This is a genomic window from Nocardia suismassiliense (assembly GCF_900269665.1).
Lineage (GTDB): Bacteria > Actinomycetota > Actinomycetes > Mycobacteriales > Mycobacteriaceae > Nocardia > Nocardia suismassiliense.
The window spans coordinates 1639607-1662591 of sequence record NZ_LT985361.1 but is presented as its reverse complement, the minus strand read 5'-3'; the positions used below and the strand labels follow the sequence as shown (position 1 = coordinate 1662591).

Here is a 22985-nt window from a genome sequence, read left to right as displayed (position 1 = left end):
TCGAGCTGTCAGCGCGATACTGCCAACACCTATCTTGCGCTGCCGCAATAGCTTTGGCAGCCTCGACACACACCGCTCGGCATACCGCGCTGTTAATGTCGCTTCAGATCGACACCGAATACGCGTCGACATCACAAAGAAAGTTATGCACCCATGAACAAGATACGTTTTGCTGCCGCGATCGCTGGAATTGCCGCCGGGGCAACGATGCTCGGACTGCCTGCACAGGCGTCCGCCGATGCGGTAACTCCGGCACCGGCCGCAGTTTCCGCACAGTACGCGCCTGGGTCGTTCGACGCGGTCGAGATGTTTTGCCCGCCCAATCTGGACGGTAAGATCGTTTGGCTGCAAGGCGCATTCCACGAATGCAAACCTCTCGGTGGTTCCTTTGTGTGGGTCCCCACGAACTGATCGTGGTTCCAAAGGCTGACCAGCCCGCCAGCTGGTAGTGACCCATTGGTTCAGCTGTGTGACTCCGACGTCCGTCGGAGTCACACAGCCGCACTACCGCAGCCAGACGCTGCCAGCAAACGCAGGTGTCGAACCACTGGCATCAGGGGACCGATGCATATCATTCTGCTGAAAAGTGAACCCACTATCCCGCGAACTTGCACAACTGCAGCGTTCTGCTGCGCACGGCGCCGAGACTTATCTTGTCGCCATCGGAACCGTCGGCGCGCAATGGTTCGATGCTGGACACTCCTGCTTGTTCGGCATTGTCGTTCAGGGCGTAGGGCTTGCCGTCCGGAGCTACGAATACGGCTTGGTCGCCGACGCGGCATTCGATGGTGCCGCGATCGATGGTGAACGGCCATAGGTAGCCGAGGGTTTCGCTCGCAACGGGCTGACTGCTGGAGGTCGGTTCCGGTAGCGGCACCGGGGTCGGCTGTGCGGGCGACTTCGGCCCGGCACCGCCGCCGCACGCGCTGATCAGCAGTGCGCCGCCGCACGCGACACCGGTCATGAGCAATCCTCGAACCATCGAAACCATCTTTCCTCCAGCAACCTCGGTATCCGTCTACCGATTACGTTGCGGACTGCCGGGTTCCGGTTCACGACGTCGTCGGTTCGCACCGGCCAGCCGCTCGGGAGGCACGCAGTAGCGCCATGTAACCGTCGTCCAATGTCGGTGGCACCGGACGTGATTCGGGCGGCGGTATCGGCCCGACCACCCGATACTCGGTGCCCTCGACGGTGCTCGTCACATTGACGACGGTGAAATCGCCGCGCGGTTCGACATCGGTACGCACCAGATGGGTCTGCCCCTGTGCCATGGCGACCAGCCCGGCCGTGGTGCCGTGATAGGCCAGCGTGCCCTCGGTGAGCACCGCCGCCTGCTGACAGCTGTGCGCTACGTCGTCGAGGATGTGGGTCGACAGTAGGACGATGCGGTCGCCGCCGAGTTGGCCGAGCAGGGTGCGGAAGCGAATCCGTTCCTCGGGATCGAGTCCCGCCGTCGGCTCGTCGACGATGATCAGCTTCGGGTCGCCCAGCAGAGTTTGCGCGATGCCGAGCCGGCGTTTCATGCCGCCGGAGTACCGCCCGATCCGTTGCCTGCCAACCGAATCCAGCCCCACTCGGTCCAGCAGACTTTCGATCTGCGAGCGCCGGGTGCGTTTGTCATCGATACCTTTGAGGAGGGCGACGTAGTCGAGGAATTCGCGTCCGGTGAGATCGGGATAGAGCGCGAGTTCCTGCGGTAGGTAGCCGAGCAGCCGCTTCACCTCGGTCCGTCCGGCGGTGGTGGCCATGTCGTGCCCGCACACCGTCACCGTGCCGGAGGTCGGCTCGAGCGTTCCGGTCAGGATCCGCAGCAGCGTGGTCTTGCCCGCGCCGTTCGTCCCGAGCAGCCCGGTCATCCCCTCGGTCACGGTCAGATCGATGTCGCGCAGCGCGGCGTCGGGCTTGCGATAGATCTTGGTCAGCTTGCGCAGCGTGATTGTCATCCGAACTCCATTTCCGCGCAACGACTCCGGGCCAGCAGCTCGTGGCCGGCCAGAAAGGCGAGCGCCGTCGTCACGAGGGTGAGCGCAAGTGCGAGAGCGGCATAGCCGGCACCGGCCGGCGGATGCAGCCAGCCGCCGTCCTGTTGGGGCAACGTGACATTCAGCCATTGCGCCGCCTGATACCCGCCCAGTGGTGACAGCACCGTCCCGGTCACGGTCGGGATCGGCACGAGCGGTGTCAGCAGCGTCGCCCAGTACCAGCACGGCACGACCAGCACCCGGACGACCACGCTGGGCAGCAGCAGACTCGCGACATTGGCGAGCACCGTGAGCAACAGCGAGCCCGGCGCCACAATGGTGACCAGCCCGATCACCGCCGCTGCCAACGGCGCCGGCCCACCTGAGCTGATCGCCGACCACAGGCCCATCACCAGCAGAACCAGCGCGCCGGGTACCGAGGCGACCAGCCACGGCCCGAGCACGAGGCCGACCGACCTGGTGCGCCCGTCGGCCGGTGTTGCGGCGAACAGCTCGCGCAATCCCGGCCTGCGTTGCGCGGCAAGCCGATCCGCGAGCACAACCGCAACACCGGCCGAGCCGAGAAAATTGATGAGCAGGGCGGTGTCCCCGATCGCGGCTATCTCGTCGGTCCGATCGCGTCCCTGGGGAAAGCCGCCGAGCAGCATGATCAAGGCGCACAGCGGAATCAGCGACAACCACACCACCCGGTGCCGCAGGACCAACAGCGCTTCATAATGAATGGTCGCACCGAGCACGCCCCTCATCCGCGTACTCCGCGCAACTGCGCTTCGCTGTCGGTAACCCGCAGTGCCGCGAGCCATGCGCACAATGCCGCGACCGTCAGCAGCACGAACGCCTCGGCGAAAACGCCAAACTGATCCAGTACCAGCAATTTCGCCAGCCACGCGGTGATGACGACCACCGAAGCACCCGCGGTGGAACGAAACTCGACGACGGCGTACGTCGCGAGACCGATCAACGCCAACGCGAAGACGATATTGCCCGTCAGCAGCACGCCCGCACTGTCCGGCACCACCCGCCGTCCGAGCAGACCGAGCACCACCACCGCACCACACGCCGAGACCAGGACCAGCGCGATACGACGCACGACGGTCAGCCGATACGGCGTCCGCACCGTCAACTGCACTTCGATCATCCGCTCCCCGCCCAGTGCCGCCGCGGCCGCCAGCCCAGCCGCCAATGGCACGGTATCGACCGCCGCGACCTGTGCGGCCGGACCGCCGTCGAGTGCGATCAACGCAACGCCGAGGGCAGCAGCCAGCGGGGGCGGCAGCGCAAGCACCTCCCGACCACAACGCCGAATTTCATACCGCCAGATCGGATTAACTGCACCGAGGTAGCGAGTTCGTACCGGCCGGTTCATCCAGCCACCACGCTGTACCGAGGCCTGCGCATCCCGACCACCGCGACGACGAGCAGCAGCGCGGCGATCAGCAAGGTCGCCACCGAGGTGGACCACAGCGGTTCGAGCAACGCACCGACCCGATGCACCGGACCGGTCGCCGAGGACGCCGCGGCGCCGAGCAGCCACACCACACCCCCCGCTACCGCCCCTACCTGCGCGGAACGCCAGACAGCGCACACGATCCCGACCGCCGAGGCGAACATCGCCGGCCCGAGCCAGCCCGCGACCATGGCGGGAAAGTCGGCCGTCGCACCGAACTCACTCGCCAGCATCGAGGCGAGCAGCGCGAGCGCGGTGTCGGCAAAAAGAACCACCGCAAGCCGGCACGCGAACACCACCGCGGGCGGAATCGGCAACGTGCTGAACAACTCCAGCCGCGGGTCGGCCCGCGGCAGACAGGCCGCCAACGTACCCAGCTGGAACAAAAGGGTAACCCCGAGCCCGAACACCGTGGGTGCAGTGGCACTTTGCTTGATGAATACGGCCAAGAGCAGGCAGCACAGGAACCCCAGCACGCTCAGCGGAACCAGTGCTCGCGGCAAAAACCGCAGCTGGGTTCGCACCAGCGCAGCGGCGACCAGGAGCGAACCCCGCCGACCTGGCCGTGCGGCTACTTCCGCTGTGGCCCAGGGCATCCCGACGGCGTCGCCGAGCAAACTGTCGAAGGAGGGTGTGCGGATCGTTCCCTCGAGTTCCGCGGAAACCTGCCGCGCCGCGACTGCCAGGTGCTGCCAACTCTCGGCGCGTGCACGACAGTCGGCGCAAGCAGTCAGGTGCAGGCGGGTGGCATCGTCTCGCCGGCCGACCAGCTGGTCGTCCGCGAGGTGGGGGCCGATGTAATTCATTTCTCGCCTCCGTTTCCGGTGGACAGGTCGGCGGTGGTCCCGGCCAGCGCAAGCGCGAGTCGCTTGCGCGCGTGCGACATTCGGCTCTTCACCGTGCCGACCGGAATGTCGAGGATCGCCGCGACGTCCGGGTAGGCCAGGTCGTCGACGAGCACGAGCAGCAGCACGTCGCGCAGATGCTCGGGTAGGTCGCGAACGGCCGCAGCCAGGTCGGCACGGGCGGCGTTGGCGAGGACGACGTCCTCGACGGTGCCGGTCTCATCGCAGATCTCCGGGGTGTCTTCGAGATCGACCGTGGCGAGCACGGACTTCCGCAGCTGGTTGTGCGCTTGGCGTTTGGCGACACCGAACAGCCAGCCGCGCGCGGACGACTCGCCGCGGAAGCTGCCCGCCGACCGCCAGACAGCCAGCCAGGTCTCCTGCAGGATCTCCTCGGCGACGCCGCTCTGCGTCGTCATCCGGCGCACCACCCGCAGCATCGCGGGCGCATGCCGCTCGTAGAGCGCACGCAAGCCCGCCTGATCTCCCCTGGCCACCGCGGCCAGCAGCGCTTCGTCCGTCTCCACACCCTGGTGTGTAGCGGGCGGGCACCGAACGGTTCAACCCGGATCGCATGTCAGCGTATTCGCGAGCCACCGGCGTCGAGGATGCGAAAGAAGCCCTCCTCGATGCCACCGTCGCCCGCAAGGCCATGGAGGGTGCCTTCGTAGCGTGTCTGACCTGCGACCAGTACCCCGACCCGGTCGCACACCTGGGCTATCTCCGACAGCTGGTGACTGGAGAGCAGGATCGTTGTGCCGTCGGCCGCCAGGGAGCGAATGATTCCCCGCATCTCCCGGATGCCCACCGGATCGAGGCCGTTCGTCGGTTCATCGAGCAGCAGCAACTTCGGCCGGGCCAGCAGCGCGAGGGCGATGCCGAGCCGCCAGCGCATACCGAGCGACAGCTCACGCACCTTGCGGTTGCGGACCTCCGTCAATTGCACAGCGGCCAGCGCGTCGTCGATCCACTCCGCAGGAACCCCGCGCAACTTCGCGTGGATACGCAGGTGCGCCGACGCATCCAACTGCGGCCACAACCCGGGGGTCTCGATCAACGCACCGACAGCTACCAGCTGGGTACGGTCGAAGGGTTGTCCGAACAGCTTGATGCTGCCCTCGTTCGGCCGCTGCAAACCGAGCACGGTCTTGAGCACAGTGGATTTACCCGCGCCGTTCGGACCGAGCAGCCCGTAGACCTCCCCCGCGCGGACCGACAGGTCGACACCGTCGAGCGCACGATGCTTGCCGTAATGCTTGTGCAGCCGTGTCACTTCCAGTGCGTACATGCTCAGATCTCCTTGCGCCGCAGGTGTATCGAGCCGGCCGCGAGAACCAGCACCGCGAGCCCGATCGACAGCACGATGGCGGGCAATATGACGCCGCTGTCCCTGATCGGGCTGCCCTCGGGCAGCGGAACACCATTGGGCCCGATCCCGGCCAACGGCAGGATGACGCGCATCGGCCAGGCGAACGGCACCGCCATCCACCAACTCTTGTCCGCGATGAGCATCCCGCTCATCATGCCGAGCACACCGACCGCGATGGTCGGACCGAGGCCCCACACCATCGAGATGACCAGAGTCACTGCGGTACAGCCCAATCCGGCCAGCCACGGCAGAAAACAGGCGGCAGCGATCGTGGTGAAGCCACTGCCGAGCCTGCCGTGCAACGCCGCACCGCAACACAGCAGCACCCCGAGCAGCGTCGTCGACACCGCCGACAGCACGGCCAGCGCGAAATACTTACCGAGCAGGAACCTGGTGCGCGGCACCGCATAGGAGAACAGCAGCCGCCTCGCGTCCAGGTCTGCCCGCACCGAGAGCGCCGCCAAGAGCGCGGCCATCATCGGAATGAGAATCCCCCACCCTTCCAGTGCGACATCGCGAAACACCGTCCAGGTATGGCCGGACCGCCCCTCCGGCGAGGCCAGCGACATCGGATACAGCGGAACGGTGATGGCGGCGGGTCCGACGACGACGAACCAGCCGGTGAAGCCCCGGCGCATTCTCGATAGTTCGGTGACAGTGACAGTCCACAGGGATGGTCGGTCTTTCGCACGTATGTCCGACCCAAGATGTGCTGCGGTAGTGGCCATATCGCTCCTCGAGTCGGCTGGTCTCCTCGAGTTCGTAGCCTCCGACCACGGAGCGGTTCACGGCACGTTGCCGCCGCCGTTCAGCTGCGCAGCACGGTCATCGGTGGGCGGGCGGCGGCGCGGCTCTCCGCCAGTTCGGCGCGGTTGCGCACGCCGAGGGTGTTGTACAGCGCGCGGATGCGCCGGTACATCGACCGCTCCGACAGGTAGTTGTGCCTGGCGATCTCGGCGACGGTCATCGAGGTGCGCAGCATGTGCAGCAGCCGGGCATCGAATTCGTCCAACTCGGCTCGACGGTCCGGCGTGCGCGACCGTGGTACCCGCGCGACGGGCTGGGTGGCCGCACGCGCACGGGCGGGCTCCGTCTGCGGGCTGTTCGCACCCCGGTTCGGTACGGTGCCGAACACCGGCGGGCTCGGCTTCTCGGGCCGTGCACCCTGCTGGTCGAACAGCTGCGCACGGAGTATCTCGGCTTGTCGCTCGACGGCGATCGCGATGTTGATCACGAAGTTGGCGCCGGCCCGGATCGCGAAATACGTTGCGTGACCGGTGACATCGTTGGTGACCGCGACGATCAGGCCCATGGCATGGGCGGCCCGGATCGACCGCAGGTTTTCGGCCTGATACTCGGTGTTGACCGGCAGCACGATCGGCGCGCCCTCGACGTCCCGGCGCGCGGCGAGCTGGTCGTAGTCGGCGAACTCGAGCCGGAACGACGCGGCGAACAGCGTCCCGCACGGCCCGTTCGTCGGATCCATATATTCGCGCAGACTCGGATGGACGAACGCGTTGGACCTGGTCACTTCTTCGGTGTCCCGGCACAGTTGCACAGCGTTCATGGAAACCCCCACTACTTCGATGGGTGCACCGTACGGCGCACCTGATCCTGGATTCCGCACCCGGTGCGGTGCGGTCTCGTCCAGCCATGCCGGTCGGCCGATGAAGCCGCGGATCCCCTCCGAATCCCCGCCATGGTCTGCTACGGCCGCCGTTCCGGGGACCGTCGATCACTCCTGTCTTTGCTCGTTACCTTCCTTGGACGCGGCGAACGCCCGATCGGTTCCATTCCGGGCCAATACTTTTGCAAACCCCGCATCACCTGCGCAAAGCAGAAGCGGCCCGCAACCAGAGGTTGCGGGCCGCTTCCCATGTGCCCGGGAGCGTGGCCTATACGCTCGACCAGGCGCGCGGTCTACTGCCCAGACCACGCTGATGGGCTACACCTGCGGCGGCTCGATGCCGAGGTCGCGCAGGCTGTTTCGGTAGAGCTCCACGTTCGCGAGCTTGATGTCCTCGTAGCCACGCACGGTGTCGGCGAGGGCCGCGGCCTGTACTGCGCGGTCGTAGCCCGCCTCGTCGAGCGTGTCCGCGAGGGTCGTCACCATCTCGGTGTAGTGGGCGAGCAGGGTGCGCTCGACCCGGCGGACGTGGGCGTAGCCGAAGGGGTCGAACTTGGTGCCGCGCAGCCGCTTTCCCTTGGCCAGCACCTTCAGCGTGAAGTGCCCGCGCGGTCCGATGCCGATCTTCTTCTTGCGGCCCATCGCCCGCAGCACCGGCGGGTGCAGCTTGTAGGTGAGGTTCGCTCCTTCGGGCAGCTGACCCGCGACGTCGTCCAGGAAGGCCGGATCGGTGAGGCGGCGGGCCACCTCGTACTCGTCCTTGTAGGCGGTGAACTTGTACAGCCCCTTGGCCACCTCTTCGCTGAACTCGGTGCGCCCGGTGACCCGCAGCTGTGCGTCCCAAATGTGTTGCACGGTACGCACATAGTCGCGGGCGACGCGCACGCCCTGGAAGCCGATCAGCTCCGCGGCACGCAGTTCGACGAGCCGCTTGGTCTCGCCCGTCGCGGTCAGGCCTTCGAAAAGGTCTGCCGGGACCTGGATTTCGGCCTTCTTCGGCTGGGTACGGCCGACGGCCGCGGCGAAGTCGTCCGGGCGGGCGACCGCGACCCGGCCCCAGCGGAACGCCGCGATGTTGGCGTTCACCGCGACACCGTTGATCTCGATGGCCTCCTCGATCGCCGCCGCGGGCAGCCGCAGGCCGCCGAGCTGGTAGGCGGCGCCGACCATGAGGAAGTTGGCGGCGGCGGTATTGCCGAACAGCACCTCGGCCGCACCGAGCGCGTCGAAGGAGCGCACCTCGCGCGAGGCCTGCGCCAGCCGGGTCAGCAGCGCGGGGGTCTCCGGGTACTGAACGGACTTGTCGTACACCATGTCCCCGGTCGGGGTCTTGCTGGTGGACGCGACCGACAGGGTGTGCGCCTTCGAGCCGTAGGCCAGATTCTTGTTGTCGGTGGCGGTCAGCAGGTCGAAGGCGACGATGCAGTCCGCCGAACCCGGGGTGAGCCGGTTCGCGGGCTCCAGTTCGCCGGTGGCGAACCGCAGGTGCGAGACGACCGGTCCGGCCTTCTGGCTCAGGCCGATCTGGTCCAGGCTCGCCACCTCGTAGCCGGCCCGCAGCGCGGCGGTGGCCAGCACCTGGTTCACCGTGACGATGCCGGTGCCACCGATGCCCGCCAGGAAGACGTTCTGCGTAGTCGCCGGCGCGGACACCGGCAGATCGGGCAGCACCGGCGGCGCGGGCCGCTGCATCACCTTGCGCTTCTTGGCCTTTGCCGGATCCGGCAGCTCGACCGTGACGAAGGACGGGCAGTCACCGTCGAGGCAGCTGTAGTCGGTGTTGCAGGAGGTCTGATCGATCCGGGTCTTGCGACCGAACTCGGTGTCCACCGGCTGTACCGACAGGCAGTTGCTCTTGACGCCGCAGTCGCCACAGCCCTCGCACACCGCCTCGTTGATGACGACCCGCGTGGTGCGGACCGGCAGGGTGCCGCGCTTGCGCTGGCGGCGCGCGTCGGCGGCGCAATGCTGGTCGTAGATGAGCACGGTGACGCCCGGCACCTCACGCAGGGTGCGCTGGGCCTCGTCGAGCCGATCCCGGTGCCACAGCTTGGTGCCGGGGGCGAGATCGCGCTTGCGGTACTTCTTCGGCTCGTCGGCGCAGATGATGATCTGCGCGACGCCCTCGGTGGTGAGCTTGTGCGTCAGCTTCGGCACCGCGAGCGCGCCTTCGGCGTCCTGCGCACCGGTCATCGCGACGACGTCGTTGTAGAGCAGCTTGTAGGTGATGTTCACCCCGGCGGCGACGCACGCCTGCACGGCCAGCTGCCCGGAGTGGAAAAACGTTCCGTCGCCGATGTTCTGGAACAGGTGCGGCACATCGGTGAACGGCGCCTGGCCGATCCACTGCGCGCCCTCGCCACCCATCTGGGTGAGGCCGGTGACCTGACTGTCCTCCCGGCCCGACATGGTCACCATGGTGTGGCAGCCGATGCCGCCACCGGCCAGCGAGCCCTCCGGAACCGCGGTGGACCGGTTGTGCGGGCAGCCGCTGCAGAAGTAGGCGGCGCGCTTGGCGGGCAGTACCGCCAGCGACAGTGGCTGGGGCAGCGGCCGTTTCATCTCCAGGAAGCCGTTGAGGGCCCGGCTGAGCGGCTTGGTGATCCGGCCGGTGGTGAGTTCACCGTCCTGGCTGAACAGCGGGCGACCGGCGGCGTCGCGCTTGCCGATGATCTCCGGCGCGTCGGCCGTGCCGTAGAGGATCTCCCGGATCTGGGTCTCGATGAAGGCGGTCTTGTCTTCGACGACCACCAGGCGGGTGAGGCCCTTCGCGAACTGCCGGACACGGTCGGGCGCAATGGGAAACGGCATGCCGATGCGCAGCAGCCGGACACCGGCGCGCATCAGCGCGTCGTCGTCCACGCCGAGGTCGATCAGTGCCTGCCGGACGGCGTCGAAAGTCGTTCCGGTGGCCGCGATTCCGATGGTGGCGTGCGGCGGGTTCAGCTCGATGACGTCGAGGTCGTTGAGCGTGCTGTAGGCCTTGACCACTTCCCAGCGCGGGCCGTACAGGTCCGCCTCGGCGATCACGCTGTCCGTCGGCGCGGCCATCGGGCGCTGCAGGTAGCGGAAGGGCCTGCCCTCCCAGGTGATCTCGGGAACGATGATCTCGATGTCGCCCGCGTCGCCGTCGACCGACCAGGCGCCGTCGGCGACATCGGCCACGATCTTCAGCGCGACAAGGCAACCCGACGCCCGCGACAGCGCGACGCCGTGCAGGCCCATCGTGATGATCTCGCGGGCGTTACGCGGGAACAGAACCGGGATGTTCATGGCGGCCAGCGAGCGCTCGCTGACGGCGGGCACGGTCGAGGACTTCGAGGCCGGGTCGTCGCCGACCAGCAGCAGCACCCCGCCGCTGGCGTTGGCCCCGTACATGTTCGCGTGCCGCAGCGCGTCCGTTGCCCGGTCCAGGCCGGGGCCCTTGCCGTACCAGACGCCGACGACGCCGTCGTGCGTGGCGGCGCCCTTGGGCAGGTCCGCCTGGCTGCCCCACACCGAGGTAGCGGCGAGCTCCTCGTTCAGGCCAGGGACGAACGAAATGTCGTGCTCGGAAAGCACGTCGGGCATCCCGGCCAGCATCTTGTCCACGCCGCCGAGCGGACTGCCCTGATAGCCCGACACGAATGTGCCGACCCGGCGCCCGGCGCGCAGGTCGCGCACGTGCTGCTCCACCAATTGACGCGCGATCGCTTGGACCCCAGTCAGGACAACGGTGCCTGCGCCGACCCGGTAGCGGTCGGCAAGGTCATACGGCGCCGGAATCAGATCGTGATCGGCGAGCTCGGTCATACATCCACCCGTCCGGTCGGCGCCGATCGGGCGCCTTCCTAGTTGAGCACTTGATGCCGATAGCCTGCCTTCGAAGCGCGAAATGAACAATAGGCGTCGATAAAGTTGAGCAGACTGCGCAATTTCACTGCGTGTGAATGGGCACACACTATGCACGATGTGAGGTTTGCTGTGACCTCCACCACCGGACGCCGAATCGCAGCGTTCCGGCGAACGGGACCAGGCGGCGGCAAACATCGAGTGGCGGCTCCGTGATGTCCCACTCGACGGACCGTGCGGTACGGGCCGGGACCGAGTGGCGAGAGCGACCTGCTATTACAGGCGGTTCAGCGCTTGCGGTCGGCAGTGACCTTGGTCAAATGCACAGGTAGCGCGTTGTGAATTGTCCAATATGCCGGACCCGGTTGCGCGCGACGGCATGCTTAGCGCTACGTTCGCTGCGGATGGTGCCGCCGACCGCGGCCGCCTGTAGTCGTTGAGCCGAAAGGTGGTGTGCCGGTCCGACCTTCGGTTCGGCTGTGGGTTATTGCTATCCGTCGGCCTGGCGAACGACGACGTTCGCCGCGCTTTCCCTTGCAGTGGTGGTCCGTCCGAGTTGCCGAGGCGTTGTCGGGGTCGGCGAGTCGGTCACGGCCGAGAATTCGAAGGAAAACCGTGCACAGAGTCCCGTTCAGGATCGCGATCCTGTTGTTGAGCGTCGTCTCGGTCGGCCTGCTCGGCCTACCCGTCAACGCCCAACCGCTCTATCCCACACCGGATCCGGATGTGTTCTATACCCCGCCGGCCGAGCTGGCGGCGCTGCGACCGGGCGACGTCGTCCGCGTCCGCAAGATCGACACCGGCCCGTACGTGGGCACCACGGGATGGCAGGTCGCGTTCCGGTCCACCAACTCGATGAACAAGCCGGTCATGGGAGTCACCACCGTCCTGCTGCCGAACGGCGTCAAGAACCCGCCGCTCGTCTCCTACCAGGCGCTGATCAATTCCCTTGGCACCCAGTGCAACCCGTCGCGGTCACTGTTCAACGGCGAACTCCAGGACGCCGTCGGCGCCATGCTGCCGATCGGTCGCGGCTGGGCGGTGTCGCTGCCCGACTACCTCGGCCCCACCTCCGCCTACGGTGCGGCCAGGCTCAGCGGCATGATGACGCTGGACAGCGTCCGGGCCGTGCAGAAGGTGGCCGAGCTCGGTCTCGGCGATTCACCGGTCGCGCTGGCTGGTTACTCGGGCGGCGGCATGGCCACCGCCTGGGCCGCCGCACTACAGCCCACCTACGCCCCCGATTTGAAGCTGGCGGCCGCTGTCGCAGGCGGTATCCCCGCCGACCTCGAGGAGATGGCGCTGTCGCTCGGCTTCGCCCCGCACCCCGGCTTCGGCTTGGCCTTCGCCGCCGCCATGGGCCTCGAGCGGGAATACCCAGAGAAGCTGCCGATCTCGGACCAACTCAACGAAAACGGCCTCTGGTTCCGCGAATTCACCCACGACGCGTGCCGCCGGTTCCTGCTCTTCCACGGCGCCTTCCGCAACGCCGAACAGATGGCCGCGTCGAAGAGCCTGATGGACAGCCCGGTAGCCCGAGAAGTACTGCGCGAGAACAGCTTGCGTCACTTCGACGGCATCCCCACCGTGCCCACCTTCCTCTGGCAGGGCCGCTTCGACGAACTAACCTTCTACCCACCCGTCGCCGAAGTCGCCGACCGCTACTGCAAAGCCGGCGCCCCCGTCGATTTCCACACCTACGAGATCGCCGAACACATGACCACGGCCGTCGCCGGTTTCGCCGACGCCTGGAACTACGTGGAAGCCCGCTTCCGCGGCGACCCGGCCCCCACCAGCTGCTGACCCATTACTAGCGATTGTGGGCCCCGCCTCCCCCGAGGCGGGGCCCACAGTCGTTGTGCGGGCTGATTTTTCGCCACGACCTGCGGGTTCCACCGAGTTCCGACTCGGGTTCACAAATCCAGATTTTCGAGCCGGTCTGGCAAGAGCGTACGAAGATTTGGCGCGTCGAGGAAGGACTTCACGGTGGCCCGAAAAGAGATGGAATTGCATGATCGACTCGCTGACCTGTTGGATCGCCTGTCCGATCGAAGGCCTGCCCATCACCAAAAGTGGGATCGTGAGTTCCTCATGGGAGGCGAATGGGGCCTGCTTACAGAGGGGCTCGTGGCCGGACTCGTGCAGGGTCGCATACCGATCACGCCGGAAGAGTACGCCGAGATCTGCGAGGTCCTGTCGATTTTCAACCTTCCGGTTCGGCACGGCAAGTACGTCAACAATCGCGACGGAGCGATTGCAGGACTCGTCGTCCGGGAGGCTCTGCCTGTCGGTCCTCCCTTTGCAATTATCGCGGGCGGCCTTCCCGGTTTCGACGCTTTCAGCACGGTCAGCGACGAGACCCTGCGCGAACTGGAATCGCTCGAATATGAGCGCCCCAGTTTCCCGGCACGATCGTTCGATTGGCTGCTGCTGCCGTGGGCGAGCGGCGTCCTGGACATGGAGATCAACGCCACCCGCTCACTGGACGCATGGAACGCCAGGAAGATCGGTGACCTCACCTACCTGCTCGGATTCCGTGACGCAATCGAAAGCCTGCTGCCGGAGTTGAGCGACGGCATTCGTCCGGCAGTGGATAGTTGGCTCGCCGAATACGATCGCCTCTACACCTCGTTCACCGTGGACAACACCGACCGCTGGGTCGCCTGGAAAGGAGGGCGCGTCAAAGACGGATTGAACTGGTGGTGGTACCGCATCCCGCCCAGCGGGCCGGTCGCCGAGGAACACCGCGCCTACATCGCGGGATTCGAAGAATGGCAACGGAAGCGAGCTGCTGAGACGGCGGCGAAAGACGGCGACTGAATCAGGGATGATGGGTGGCCCGGAGTTGCACTCCGGGTCCACTTTACGTGCGGCGTCGGGGTCAGCTGATGGAGCGGACCTGGTCTTCGTATGCGGCGCGGGTCTTTTCGTCGGCGGGGTGCAGGGCGCGGTCGCCGTCGAAGAGGCGGCGGACGAGGCGGACGGCGCGTTCGGGGGCGGCGGCCAGGGCCAGGTCGATGGGGGCGAGGTAGTTGGGGACGGCTACTTCGGCCTTGCGGGTGGTGACGGTGCGGGCGATGGCGGCGGCGACGTCTTCGGGGTCGACGGTGGGCATGCCGTGGCCGAGAGTGAGGCCGGAGGAGAGGCGGGTGCGCACGGCCGACGGCAGGACGCAGCTGACGCTGACGCCCTGCGGGGCGAACTCCAAACGTGTTGCGGCGGAAAGGCCTACGGCGGCGAACTTGCTCGCGTTGTAGACGGCGAGGCCCGCGACGGGGATCTTGCCTGCCAGCGAGGCCACGTTGACGATGTGGCCGTGGCCGCGCTCGATCATGCCGGGGGCGACGGCGCGCATGCCGTGGATGAGACCCCAGACATTGATGTCCATCGTGGCCTGGCCGACCACATCCGGCTCGTCGAGGAACGGGCCGGCCGGCATGACTCCGGCATTGTTGACCAGGATGTCGACGCGACCGAGGTCGGCGATCACCTTGTCCCACTGGCCGCGTGAGCGCACGTCGAGCTCGTACGCCTGCGCGTCGATCGCGGCCGCGGCGGTTTCGGCGGCGACGGTGTCGACGTCGGCGATCACCACCTCGGATCCCTTGGCCGCGAACAGTTCCGCGGTGGACTGACCGATGCCGCGGCCGGCGCCGGTGATGAGGACGCGGGCGCCCTTCAGATCGAAGTCGGGGTAACCGTGACCGAGAATTCTCATGCGAAGGCTCCTTGCTCGAGCGTGCGGCGGGTGCGGCGCAGGGTGTGCTGGAAGGTGTCGATGCGGCGGCGGGCGTCCATGAAGTTGGGGCCCATCACCGCGAGATCGTCGGCGGTGGCGTCGAGGCGCAGAACCTTGGTTCCGCTCGCTTGCAGCTGGGCGATCTCGGCATCGAGCTTGGCGCTCATCCGGTTTCGCAGCTGCCGTTCGAAGAAGTGCCCGGCACTGGTCGCGGGAAGTTTCCCGGTCGAGGCCATGGGGGCGAGCACGACGACCTCGTCCAGCTGCTGCGGAATCAACAGGTCCACCGAGGCCGTCGAACCCGCGCCACCGTCGATGAAGCGGCGTCCGGCGATGGGTACCGGCGGCAACCAGCCGGGTACCGCCCACGAAGCGCGCAACGCCGCTTCGAGCGGCGCGGCCGGTGCGTCGGGCGCCCCGAACGGAACCCGTTCTCCCGTCGCGTAATCCATGCTCACCAACCAGGTCGCCGGATGCTGCACCCAGGAACGACCGGGATTCAGCCGCTCGGCGAGCTGCTGCAACCAGCTCGCGTCACCCCCGCCGACCGGCATCAGTCCGCTACCCGCGGTGAGCAGTGCTTGCCCGGAGTCGGTGCGGCGCAGTGGAAGTCGTACCGAACCGAGCCGAAGGCGCGGAATCGGCGGAAACCGCCCGGGGCCTGACCGCATGTGCGCCAACAGGATCGGATTCGTGGAGGTGCCCTCTTGCATGGCGACCAGCTCGTCCACCGAAACGCCGCTGCCGAGCATGGTTACGTACTCCGCACCCGCGGAGGTCCCGATCAGCACATCGGCCTCGCGGGGATCCCAGTCGAGCGCGTCTCGCACCGCGGCCAGCGCCGCGACGATCCAGGCGGCGCCGAGCGTGCCACCGCAACCGATGGCCAGGCCGCGGCGTTGCGACCCGTTGTTGTTACCCATGGTTCTAGACACTAGCAGAACTCAAATACCCGCGGTATCCGAAATCCGACGGTACGTAGAATTACGGCATGGCACGTCTGACCCGGTCCGAGAGCCAGGCCCGCACCCGCGCTGACCTGATCGCCACGGCACGCGACCTCTTCCTGGCCGACGGCTACGCGAGCACCAGTTTGGAGCGGGTGGCCGAGGAGGCCGGCTACTCCAAGGGCGCGGTCTACTCGAACTTCCGCACCAAGAAGGAGCTCGGCCTCGAGGTGATCGAACTCATCCACGCGACCAAATTCGCCGAGGTGACCGATCTGCTCGCGGCGGGTGACAGCTTCGAGGAACAGCTCGAGCGGTTTCAGGAGTGGGCCGAGCGGACCGTCGGCGATGTCGGCTGGACCATGCTCGAATTCGAGTTCGCGACCGTCTCCCGCGACGATCCCGCGTTGCAGGCGGCGCTGGTGTCGAGCCTCGGCATGGTGCGCGGCGCGGTGGCGGTACAGGTGCAGACACTGGCCGACACGGTGGGGATCGAACTGCCGGTGCCCGCCGAGGATGCCGCGACCGGGATTCTCAGCATGGGCATCGGCCTCGGTATGCAGCGCGCCATCGATCCGTCGATTCCGGCCAGATTGATCACCGATGCCGTCCGGCTGCTCGTCACGCTCGGCGCGGGACCGCTCGCCGCGAAGAGCGCGGTCACGCCGTGAAGTGCAGGGTCCATTCGCCGCGATAGTGCAGTCGGGTGACGCTGCCCGGTGGGATGTCGATCCGCCAGAAGGATTTCGGTGGTGCGTCCAGGGTCACCAGCAGAGCCGCGCGAATGACCGCGGGGTGGGTGACGGCGATGGTGGACTCCCCCTCCGACGCGATCTCGGCCATCCAATACCTGGTCCGCTCGATCACGTCCACCACGGATTCACCGCCGTGGCCGCGGAACATCGGGTCGGTGAGCCACGCGTAGAGCTCGTCCTGGGGCACCGACATCAGCGCCCCGCCGCGCCACGCCCCCGCATCGAGGTCGCGTAGTCGGGTGTCCTCATCGCCGGGCAGCCCTAACAGCGCCGCCGTCTCGACCGTCCGGCGCTCGGGTCCGGTGAGCACCCGCGGCGCGGCAAGCGGAGTGCACCCTTTGATAGCCCGGCGGCCGGCTTCGGTCAGCGATTCGTCGACTGGAAAACGTGCCTTCCGCATCGCCTCGGTCATGCCATGACTGACAAGGTCGAGTCTGAGCACCTTTTGCACGCACGAAGCGTACGGCTATGCGCATACGGCTGTTCCGCCTCTCCAGGAATTCACGCCAGATTGGAGTGTCGTTCGGCCCAGGTCGCCTCGCCATCGGCGACCCTGGCTTGCTTGTCGGTGCCTCGGTGCACACTGAAGCCATGGCTCAGTTCTCCCCCGCTACTCAAGAGTGGTTCGACGGCGCGTTCCCGGCGCCGACGGCCGCTCAGCTGGGTGCATGGGCGGCGATCGCGGCGGGTGAGCACACCCTGGTGATCGCGCCGACCGGGTCAGGTAAGACGTTGTCGGCGTTCCTGTGGGCGATCGATCAGCTGGCCACTCGGGAGCAAAGGGCCGAGCGGGCAGGCACCTCGGTGCTGTATGTGTCGCCGCTCAAGGCGCTCGCGGTGGATGTGGAGCGCAATCTGCGGGCGCCGCTGGTGGGTGTGACGCAAACCGCGAAGCGGCTCGGGCTGGATCCGCCCGCGATCACCGTGGGCGTCCGGTCCGGGGATACCAGCACGTCCGAACGCCGCACGATGCAGCGCACACCGCCGGACATTCTGATCACCACGCCCGAGTCGCTGTTCCTCATGCTCACCTCCGCGGCCAAGGAGACGCTGCGCAATGTGGGCACGGTGATCGTGGACGAGGTGCACGCGATCGCCGGTTCCAAGCGTGGTGCGCATCTGGCGCTGTCGCTGGCCCGGATGGATCTGCTCACCGAGCGACCCGCGCAACGGATCGGCTTGTCGGCGACCGTGCGACCGCCGGACGAGGTCGGCCGGTTCCTGGTCGGCAACGCCCCGATCACCATCGTCTCGCCGCCCGCGCCGAAGACCTTCGACCTGTCCGTCCGGGTACCGGTGGCCGACATGACCGAACCCGGCGACTCCGACCAGCCCGGCTCGATCTGGCCGCACGTGGACGAGGCCATCGTGGATCTGGTGCTGGAACACCAGTCCTCGATCGTGTTCGCGAATTCGCGCAGGCTGGCCGAGCGGCTGACCGCGCGCCTCAACGAAACCTATGCGGCCCGGCTCGGCGAGCCGGTGGAGACCGAGCACAAGCCGCCCGCCCAGCTCGGGGCGTCGACCGAGGTGGTGCACGGTGCTAGCCCGCTGCTCGCCAGGGCGCACCACGGCTCGGTGAGCAAGGAGCAGCGCGCGCTCATCGAGGACGATCTGAAGAGCGGGCGACTGCGCTGCGTCGTCGCGACCAGCAGCCTCGAACTCGGGATCGATATGGGCGCCGTCGATCTGGTGGTACAGGTGGAGGCGCCGCCCTCGGTCGCGAGCGGATTGCAGCGGATCGGGCGGGCCGGGCATCAGGTCGGCGAGATCTCGCGCGGCGTGCTGTTCCCGAAGCACCGCACCGATGTCATCCACTGCGCGGTGGCCTCGCAGCGGATGACCGCCGGGCAGATCGAGTCGATCCAGATCCCGGCGCACCCCCTGGACATCCTGGCGCAGCAGACCGTGGCCGCGTGCGCGCTGGAACCGATCGACGTCGACGCCTGGTTCGACATCGTCCGCGGCACCGGCAGTTACGCGGCGCTGCCACGCTCAGCCTACGAGTCGGTGCTGGACCTGCTGGCCGGACGGTATCCCTCGGACGAGTTCGCCGAGCTGCGACCGCGACTGGTGTGGGATCGGGACGCGGGCACGCTCACCGGACGCCCCGGTGCGCAGCGGCTCGCGGTGACCTCCGGCGGCGCAATTCCGGACCGTGGCCTCTTCGCGGTCTACATGGTGGGTGAAAAGGCCTCGCGGGTAGGCGAACTCGACGAGGAGATGGTCTACGAGTCGCGGGTCGGTGATGTGTTCGCGCTGGGCGCGACGAGCTGGCGCATCGAGGAGATCACCTTCGACCGGGTACTGGTGACACCCGCGTTCGGGCAACCGGGGCGGCTGCCGTTCTGGCACGGCGACGGCTTGGGCCGCCCCGCCGAACTCGGCGGGGCGCTCGGTGAGTTCGTGCGCAAGGTCGGCCAGCACCCGGAGAACCTGGACAAGCTCACCGCGGCAGCCGGACTGGACGCCTTCGCGACCGCGAACCTCGGTGCCCTGCTCGACGAGCAACGCACCGCGACCGGACATCTGCCCACCGATAAAACGCTGGTGGTCGAGCGGTTCCGGGACGAGCTGGGCGACTGGCGGCTGGTGCTGCACTCGCCGTACGGGCTGCCGGTGCACGCGCCGTGGGCCTTGGCCGTCGGGGCACGGCTGCGCGAACGGTTCGGCGTGGACGCCGCGCCGAACGCCTCCGACGACGGCATCGTGGTGCGGCTGCCGGACACCACCGACGATCCACCCGGCGCCGAACTGTTCGTCTTCGAGCCCGACGAGATCGACGACATCGTCACCGAACAGGTCGGCGGCTCCTCGCTTTTCGCCTCCCGCTTCCGCGAGTGCGCGGCGCGGGCGCTGCTGCTGCCGCGCCGTGATCCGGGCAAGCGAGCGCCGCTGTGGCAGCAGCGGCAACGATCGGCGCAGCTGCTCGACGTGGCGCGCAAGTTTCCCGATTTCCCGATTCTGCTGGAGACGGTGCGCGAATGTTTGCGCGACGTCTACGATTTGCCGTCGCTGCGTGACCTGCTCAGCCGGGTGGCGCGCCGCCAGCTGCGGCTGGTCGAGGTGGAGACGGCGACACCCTCGCCGTTCGCGAACGCCTTGCTGTTCGACTACATCGGCCAGTTCATGTACGACGGCGACAGCCCGCTGGCCGAACGCCGCGCCGCCGCACTGTCGCTCGACTCCAGCCTGCTCGCCGAACTGCTCGGCCGGGTGGAACTGCGCGAGCTGCTCGACGCCGCGGTGCTCGAGCAGACCGAGCGGGAACTGCAGCGGCTCACCCCGGAACGACACGCCCGCGACGCCGAGGGGCTGGCCGACCTGCTGCGCCTGCTCGGCCCGCTCACCGCCGACGAGGCCGCCGAACGCTGCACCGACGATCCGGCGCCATGGTTCGCCGAACTGGTGAAAGCCCGTCGTGCCCTGGAGGTTTCGTTCGCGAACCGCCGCTGGTGGGTGGCCGTGGAGGACGCGTCCCGGCTGCGCGACGCGCTGGGTGTGCCACTGCCGATCGGCACGCCCGCCGCCTTCATCGAGCCGGTCGCCGATCCGCTCGGTGATCTGGTGGGCCGGTTCGCCCGCACGCACGGCCCGTTCAGTACCGAGGCGGTGGCCGCGCGCTTCGGCCTCGGCACCGCCGTCGTGGCCACCGCACTGCACCGGCTGATCACCGAAAAGCGCATCGTGGAGGGCGAATTCACGCCCGGCGCGGCAGGCTCGGAATGGTGCGACGCGCAGGTGCTGCGCCGGTTGCGCCGCCGCTCTCTGGCCGCCGCGAGGCACGAGGTCGAGCCGGTCTCGACGGCCACCTTCGGCCGCTTCCTCCCGTCCTGGCAGCACATCGGCACCGGCGAGCTGCGCGGCGTCGACGGCGTCGCGACCGTGGTGGAACAGCTTGCGGGCGTGCCGATTCCGGCCTCGGCCTGGGAGTCGCTCGTGCTGCCCGCTCGGGTCCGTGACTACTCCCCCGCCATGCTCGACGAACTGATGGCGACTGGCGAGGTGATCTGGTCCGGCCACGGGTCGATCACCGCCAAGGACGGCTGGGTCGCACTCCACCTGACCGACCAGGCCCCGTTCACGCTGGCGCCGCCCGATGACATCGAGCTGTCCGAGGTGCAGCTCCGGCTGCTCACCGCACTCGGCGCGTCCCTCGTACCGTGGACACCGCCGGCCGAGTCGCCGGAGCCGATACCGCTCGACCCACCGAGTTCCGGTGCGGCCGCCATGGAAGACACAGCGAGCGTGCGGAAGCCGGCTTCGAACCCGAAACTCGCCCCAGTGCCACAGGGCGGCGGCGCCTATTTCTTCCGGCAACTGTCCGATGCCAGCGGTTTGCTCGACGACACTCAGGTGGCGTCCGCACTGTGGGAATTGGTCTGGGCCGGGATGGTTTCCGGCGATACGTTCGCGCCGGTGCGCGCGATGCTGTCGGGTACCACGCGGACCAGTACCGCCCATCGCACACCACGCCGGGCACCACGCGGCCGGGCTTACCTGCCACGCCCGAGCATGCCGACGCGGTCCGGTCCGCCCGCGGTGGCGGGGCGCTGGTCGCTGCTGCCGGAGCGGGTGTCCGACAACACGGTTCGGGCGCACGCAACGGCGGACATGCTGCTGGAGCGGTACGGCGTGCTGACCCGAGGCTCGGTGCAGAACGAGGGCGTGCCCGGCGGTTTCGCGCTGATGTATCGGGTGCTCACCGAGTTCGAGGACCGGGGGCGGTGTCGCCGTGGGTATTTCATCGATTCACTCGGCGGCGCCCAGTTCTCCACCACGGACGTGGTGGATCGGCTGCGATCATTCGACAACGAGCGCAGTCGTCCCGGCGACACCCGACCGCAGACCGGGAAGGCACTCGCGCTGGCGGCCACCGACCCGGCCAATCCCTATGGCGCCGCGCTGAGCTGGCCGAAGGGTGACGGCGACGGCGGACACCGACCCGGTCGCAAGGCCGGTGCGCTGGTCGTCCTCGTCGACGGTGACCTGGTGCTCTACCTCGAACGCGGCGGCAAGACCTTGCTCACCTTCACCGAGGATCCGAACGCCCGCCAGTCCGCCGCCCAAGCCCTGGCCGACCTAGTGCACACCCGCCGCGTCGATTCCCTGGTCATCGATCGGGTGGACGGGGAAACCGTGCACGGCAATACCTTCGCGGGCTTCCTCAGCGAAGCGGGCTTCTCCGCGACCCCGCGCGGCCTCCGCCTCCGGAGCCGCCCATGACGCAGCCCGGAATGCGGCATGCCCGAGGGTGACACCGTCTACCTGGCCGCGGCACGTCTGCGCGCGGCGCTGGAGGGGAAGACGTTGACCGGCAGCGACTTCCGCGTGCCGCGCTATGCGACCGTCGACCTGCGGGACCAGGTGGTGGAGAGCGTCGGCAGCTACGGCAAGCACCTCTTCATCCGGACGCCGACCGTAAGCATCCACACCCATCTCAAGATGGAGGGCACCTGGCGCATCTTCCACTGCGGCCAGCGCTGGACGAAACCCCGGGTGACGGCGCGGTTGGTGCTGCGCACGGCCGAGGTCGAGGCCGTCGGATTCTCCCTCGGCAAGGTAGAAGTGGTGCGGGTCGGTGACGAACACCGGATCATCGACCACCTCGGTCCCGACCTGCTCGGCCCGGATTGGGACGTGGCCGAGGCGGTGCGACGGTTGGAGCGCTACCCGGACCAGCCGATCGGCGTCGCGCTGCTGGACCAGCGGAACCTGGCCGGCATCGGCAACGTCTTCCGCAGCGAGATCTGTTTCCTGCGCCGCGTCCACCCGGTGACCCCGGTCGCCGACGTCCCCGACCTGCTCGCGCTGGTGCACGAGGCACACCGGGTGCTGACCGAGGCGGTGCGCAAACCACCGCGGCGTGAACTGATCTACGGTCGCACCCACCGCCCATGCCAACGGTGTGGCACACCCATCGCCAGGGCGCTGCTCGGCGATCCCGCGCCCGCGTCGGACCGCATCGCCTACCGCGAACGCGGCATCTACTTCTGCCCCCGCTGCCAGCCGGTTCCCGGCAGTTAGGTCCGGCGCGGAAAGTCCGCCACCGGACCAAGCCGGTTGGTTCGCCGCACCGAATCAACTGTGCAATCGAACGAAGTGCTCGGCGTGCCCACCGGCTATCACCCGTCGACCACTGTAATTTGCCACTCAGTTGCTAATGATCGGCGCGCTCGGCACGACTATCTCCGCGGCAGTCACGACACAGCACAGGAGCAGGCCATGACGACGGTATCGAGATCGAGCAGACGACCACTGCTCGCGATCGCCTCGCGCCTCTTCTTCGCCGCGCTGGCGACTCTGGCCACCGCGCTGTTCAGTTACCTTCTGCTCCATCCGAGTTCGCCCACCGATACGCCGCGGGCGCCGCACCCGCCGATCTCCTCGGTGTCGCCGCGCCCTTGACGAACTGACCGCACCCACCTAACTTGCAAGTT

20 protein-coding genes are annotated in these 22985 nt (G+C 67.8%); 7 read left to right on the top strand and 13 right to left on the bottom strand.

The window, feature by feature from the left end; translation table 11 throughout:
* Positions 1 to 153: 153 nt before the first annotated feature.
* On the top strand, positions 154 to 411 hold the full coding sequence (locus tag DBO33_RS42605; protein ID WP_159080143.1) for a hypothetical protein: 258 nt from the start codon (positions 154 to 156) through the stop codon (positions 409 to 411).
* 184 nt (positions 412 to 595) lie between these two features.
* On the opposite strand, the gene DBO33_RS07415 is transcribed toward DBO33_RS42605, so the two are convergent.
* The 10 genes from DBO33_RS07415 to DBO33_RS07370 all read right to left on the bottom strand — a co-directional run bounded on the left by DBO33_RS07415 (position 596) and on the right by DBO33_RS07370 (position 11065).
* Positions 596 to 964 carry a DUF2511 domain-containing protein gene (locus DBO33_RS07415; RefSeq protein WP_107654358.1) on the bottom strand — a complete coding sequence of 123 codons (369 nt, stop codon included), beginning with the start codon at positions 962 to 964 and terminating at the stop codon, positions 596 to 598.
* Between the two features lie 88 nt (positions 965 to 1052).
* Complete coding sequence (locus DBO33_RS07410) at positions 1053 to 1946, bottom strand: ABC transporter ATP-binding protein (protein ID WP_107654357.1); 894 nt, start codon at positions 1944 to 1946, stop codon at positions 1053 to 1055.
* Positions 1943 to 2731, bottom strand: a complete 789-nt coding sequence (locus DBO33_RS07405) for a hypothetical protein (RefSeq protein ID WP_107654356.1) — start codon at positions 2729 to 2731, stop codon at positions 1943 to 1945. The genes DBO33_RS07410 and DBO33_RS07405 overlap by 4 nt, the downstream gene beginning before the upstream one ends.
* Entirely contained in the window at positions 2728 to 3270 is a 543-nt protein-coding gene (locus tag DBO33_RS07400; protein WP_107654355.1) for a hypothetical protein, read from the bottom strand. The genes DBO33_RS07405 and DBO33_RS07400 overlap by 4 nt, the downstream gene beginning before the upstream one ends.
* A gap of 77 nt (positions 3271 to 3347) precedes the next feature.
* Positions 3348 to 4238 carry a hypothetical protein gene (locus tag DBO33_RS07395; RefSeq protein WP_107654354.1) on the bottom strand — a complete coding sequence of 297 codons (891 nt, stop codon included), beginning with the start codon at positions 4236 to 4238 and terminating at the stop codon, positions 3348 to 3350.
* Positions 4235 to 4804, bottom strand: coding sequence for an RNA polymerase sigma factor (locus DBO33_RS07390; protein ID WP_107654353.1), 570 nt, complete (start codon positions 4802 to 4804; stop codon positions 4235 to 4237). The genes DBO33_RS07395 and DBO33_RS07390 overlap by 4 nt, the downstream gene beginning before the upstream one ends.
* 50 nt (positions 4805 to 4854) lie before the next feature.
* On the bottom strand, positions 4855 to 5565 hold the full coding sequence (locus DBO33_RS07385) for an ABC transporter ATP-binding protein (RefSeq protein WP_107654352.1): 711 nt from the start codon (positions 5563 to 5565) through the stop codon (positions 4855 to 4857).
* Between the two features lie 2 nt (positions 5566 to 5567).
* Positions 5568 to 6284: an ABC-2 family transporter permease gene (locus DBO33_RS07380; RefSeq protein WP_234390725.1), complete on the bottom strand. Its 717-nt coding sequence runs from the start codon at positions 6282 to 6284 to the stop codon at positions 5568 to 5570.
* 170 nt (positions 6285 to 6454) lie between these two features.
* Positions 6455 to 7213: a helix-turn-helix transcriptional regulator gene (locus tag DBO33_RS07375; protein ID WP_107654350.1), complete on the bottom strand. Its 759-nt coding sequence runs from the start codon at positions 7211 to 7213 to the stop codon at positions 6455 to 6457.
* A 378-nt stretch (positions 7214 to 7591) separates the two neighbouring features.
* A complete protein-coding gene (locus DBO33_RS07370; protein ID WP_107654349.1) occupies positions 7592 to 11065 on the bottom strand; it encodes an indolepyruvate ferredoxin oxidoreductase family protein in 3474 nt (1157 codons plus the stop codon).
* 675 nt (positions 11066 to 11740) lie between these two features.
* Between DBO33_RS07370 and DBO33_RS07365 the strand changes: the two genes are divergently transcribed.
* Both DBO33_RS07365 and DBO33_RS07360 read left to right on the top strand, forming a co-directional pair.
* Positions 11741 to 12907, top strand: a complete 1167-nt coding sequence (locus DBO33_RS07365; RefSeq protein ID WP_456093893.1) for a lipase family protein — start codon at positions 11741 to 11743, stop codon at positions 12905 to 12907.
* 183 nt (positions 12908 to 13090) lie between these two features.
* Positions 13091 to 13924, top strand: a complete 834-nt coding sequence (locus DBO33_RS07360) for a hypothetical protein (RefSeq protein WP_159080142.1) — start codon at positions 13091 to 13093, stop codon at positions 13922 to 13924.
* 61 nt (positions 13925 to 13985) lie between these two features.
* Here DBO33_RS07360 and DBO33_RS07355 read toward each other — a convergent pair whose 3' ends face one another.
* Together DBO33_RS07355 and DBO33_RS07350 are read right to left on the bottom strand one after the other, a co-directional pair.
* Positions 13986 to 14822 carry an SDR family oxidoreductase gene (locus DBO33_RS07355; protein ID WP_107654347.1) on the bottom strand — a complete coding sequence of 279 codons (837 nt, stop codon included), beginning with the start codon at positions 14820 to 14822 and terminating at the stop codon, positions 13986 to 13988.
* Positions 14819 to 15766 (bottom strand): patatin-like phospholipase family protein, encoded by a 948-nt coding sequence (locus DBO33_RS07350; RefSeq protein ID WP_107654346.1) that lies wholly within the window; start codon positions 15764 to 15766, stop codon positions 14819 to 14821. The genes DBO33_RS07355 and DBO33_RS07350 overlap by 4 nt, the downstream gene beginning before the upstream one ends.
* Before the next feature lie 68 nt (positions 15767 to 15834).
* Here DBO33_RS07350 and DBO33_RS07345 point away from each other — a divergent pair, with 68 nt between their 5' ends.
* Positions 15835 to 16461, top strand: coding sequence for a TetR/AcrR family transcriptional regulator (locus tag DBO33_RS07345; protein WP_107654345.1), 627 nt, complete (start codon positions 15835 to 15837; stop codon positions 16459 to 16461).
* Here the strand turns inward: DBO33_RS07345 and DBO33_RS07340 are convergent.
* Positions 16451 to 16996 carry a histidine phosphatase family protein gene (locus DBO33_RS07340; RefSeq protein ID WP_107654344.1) on the bottom strand — a complete coding sequence of 182 codons (546 nt, stop codon included), beginning with the start codon at positions 16994 to 16996 and terminating at the stop codon, positions 16451 to 16453. The genes DBO33_RS07345 and DBO33_RS07340 overlap by 11 nt on opposite strands.
* Positions 16997 to 17136: 140 nt before the next feature.
* Between DBO33_RS07340 and DBO33_RS07335 the strand changes: the two genes are divergently transcribed.
* The 3 genes from DBO33_RS07335 to DBO33_RS07325 all read left to right on the top strand — a co-directional run bounded on the left by DBO33_RS07335 (position 17137) and on the right by DBO33_RS07325 (position 22953).
* A complete protein-coding gene (locus tag DBO33_RS07335; RefSeq protein ID WP_107654343.1) occupies positions 17137 to 21771 on the top strand; it encodes an ATP-dependent helicase in 4635 nt (1544 codons plus the stop codon).
* Positions 21772 to 21789: 18 nt separating this feature from the next.
* Positions 21790 to 22572 (top strand): DNA-formamidopyrimidine glycosylase family protein, encoded by a 783-nt coding sequence (locus tag DBO33_RS07330; protein WP_107654342.1) that lies wholly within the window; start codon positions 21790 to 21792, stop codon positions 22570 to 22572.
* A gap of 198 nt (positions 22573 to 22770) precedes the next feature.
* The gene (locus DBO33_RS07325; protein WP_107654341.1) at positions 22771 to 22953 is read left to right on the top strand and encodes a hypothetical protein; all 183 of its coding nucleotides are present in this window, start codon (positions 22771 to 22773) and stop codon (positions 22951 to 22953) included.
* Positions 22954 to 22985 lie beyond the last annotated feature (32 nt).

Excerpts from the sequence above, each read along its gene's own strand:
- DBO33_RS42605 (WP_159080143.1), top strand. The coding sequence starts at position 154 with ATGAACAAGATACGTTTTGCTGCCGCGATCGCTGGAATTGCCGCCGGG.
- DBO33_RS07415 (WP_107654358.1), bottom strand. The coding sequence starts at position 964 with ATGACCGGTGTCGCGTGCGGCGGCGCACTGCTGATCAGCGCGTGCGGC.
- DBO33_RS07410 (WP_107654357.1), bottom strand. The coding sequence starts at position 1,946 with ATGACAATCACGCTGCGCAAGCTGACCAAGATCTATCGCAAGCCCGAC.
- DBO33_RS07405 (WP_107654356.1), bottom strand. The coding sequence starts at position 2,731 with ATGAGGGGCGTGCTCGGTGCGACCATTCATTATGAAGCGCTGTTGGTC.
- DBO33_RS07395 (WP_107654354.1), bottom strand. The coding sequence starts at position 4,238 with ATGAATTACATCGGCCCCCACCTCGCGGACGACCAGCTGGTCGGCCGG.
- DBO33_RS07385 (WP_107654352.1), bottom strand. The coding sequence starts at position 5,565 with ATGTACGCACTGGAAGTGACACGGCTGCACAAGCATTACGGCAAGCAT.
- DBO33_RS07380 (WP_234390725.1), bottom strand. The coding sequence starts at position 6,284 with ATGCGCCGGGGCTTCACCGGCTGGTTCGTCGTCGTCGGACCCGCCGCC.
- DBO33_RS07375 (WP_107654350.1), bottom strand. The coding sequence starts at position 7,213 with ATGAACGCTGTGCAACTGTGCCGGGACACCGAAGAAGTGACCAGGTCC.
- DBO33_RS07370 (WP_107654349.1), bottom strand. The coding sequence starts at position 11,065 with ATGACCGAGCTCGCCGATCACGATCTGATTCCGGCGCCGTATGACCTT.
- DBO33_RS07355 (WP_107654347.1), bottom strand. The coding sequence starts at position 14,822 with ATGAGAATTCTCGGTCACGGTTACCCCGACTTCGATCTGAAGGGCGCC.
- DBO33_RS07350 (WP_107654346.1), bottom strand. The coding sequence starts at position 15,766 with ATGGGTAACAACAACGGGTCGCAACGCCGCGGCCTGGCCATCGGTTGC.
- DBO33_RS07345 (WP_107654345.1), top strand. The coding sequence starts at position 15,835 with ATGGCACGTCTGACCCGGTCCGAGAGCCAGGCCCGCACCCGCGCTGAC.
- DBO33_RS07335 (WP_107654343.1), top strand. The coding sequence starts at position 17,137 with ATGGCTCAGTTCTCCCCCGCTACTCAAGAGTGGTTCGACGGCGCGTTC.
- DBO33_RS07330 (WP_107654342.1), top strand. The coding sequence starts at position 21,790 with ATGCCCGAGGGTGACACCGTCTACCTGGCCGCGGCACGTCTGCGCGCG.
- DBO33_RS07325 (WP_107654341.1), top strand. The coding sequence starts at position 22,771 with ATGACGACGGTATCGAGATCGAGCAGACGACCACTGCTCGCGATCGCC.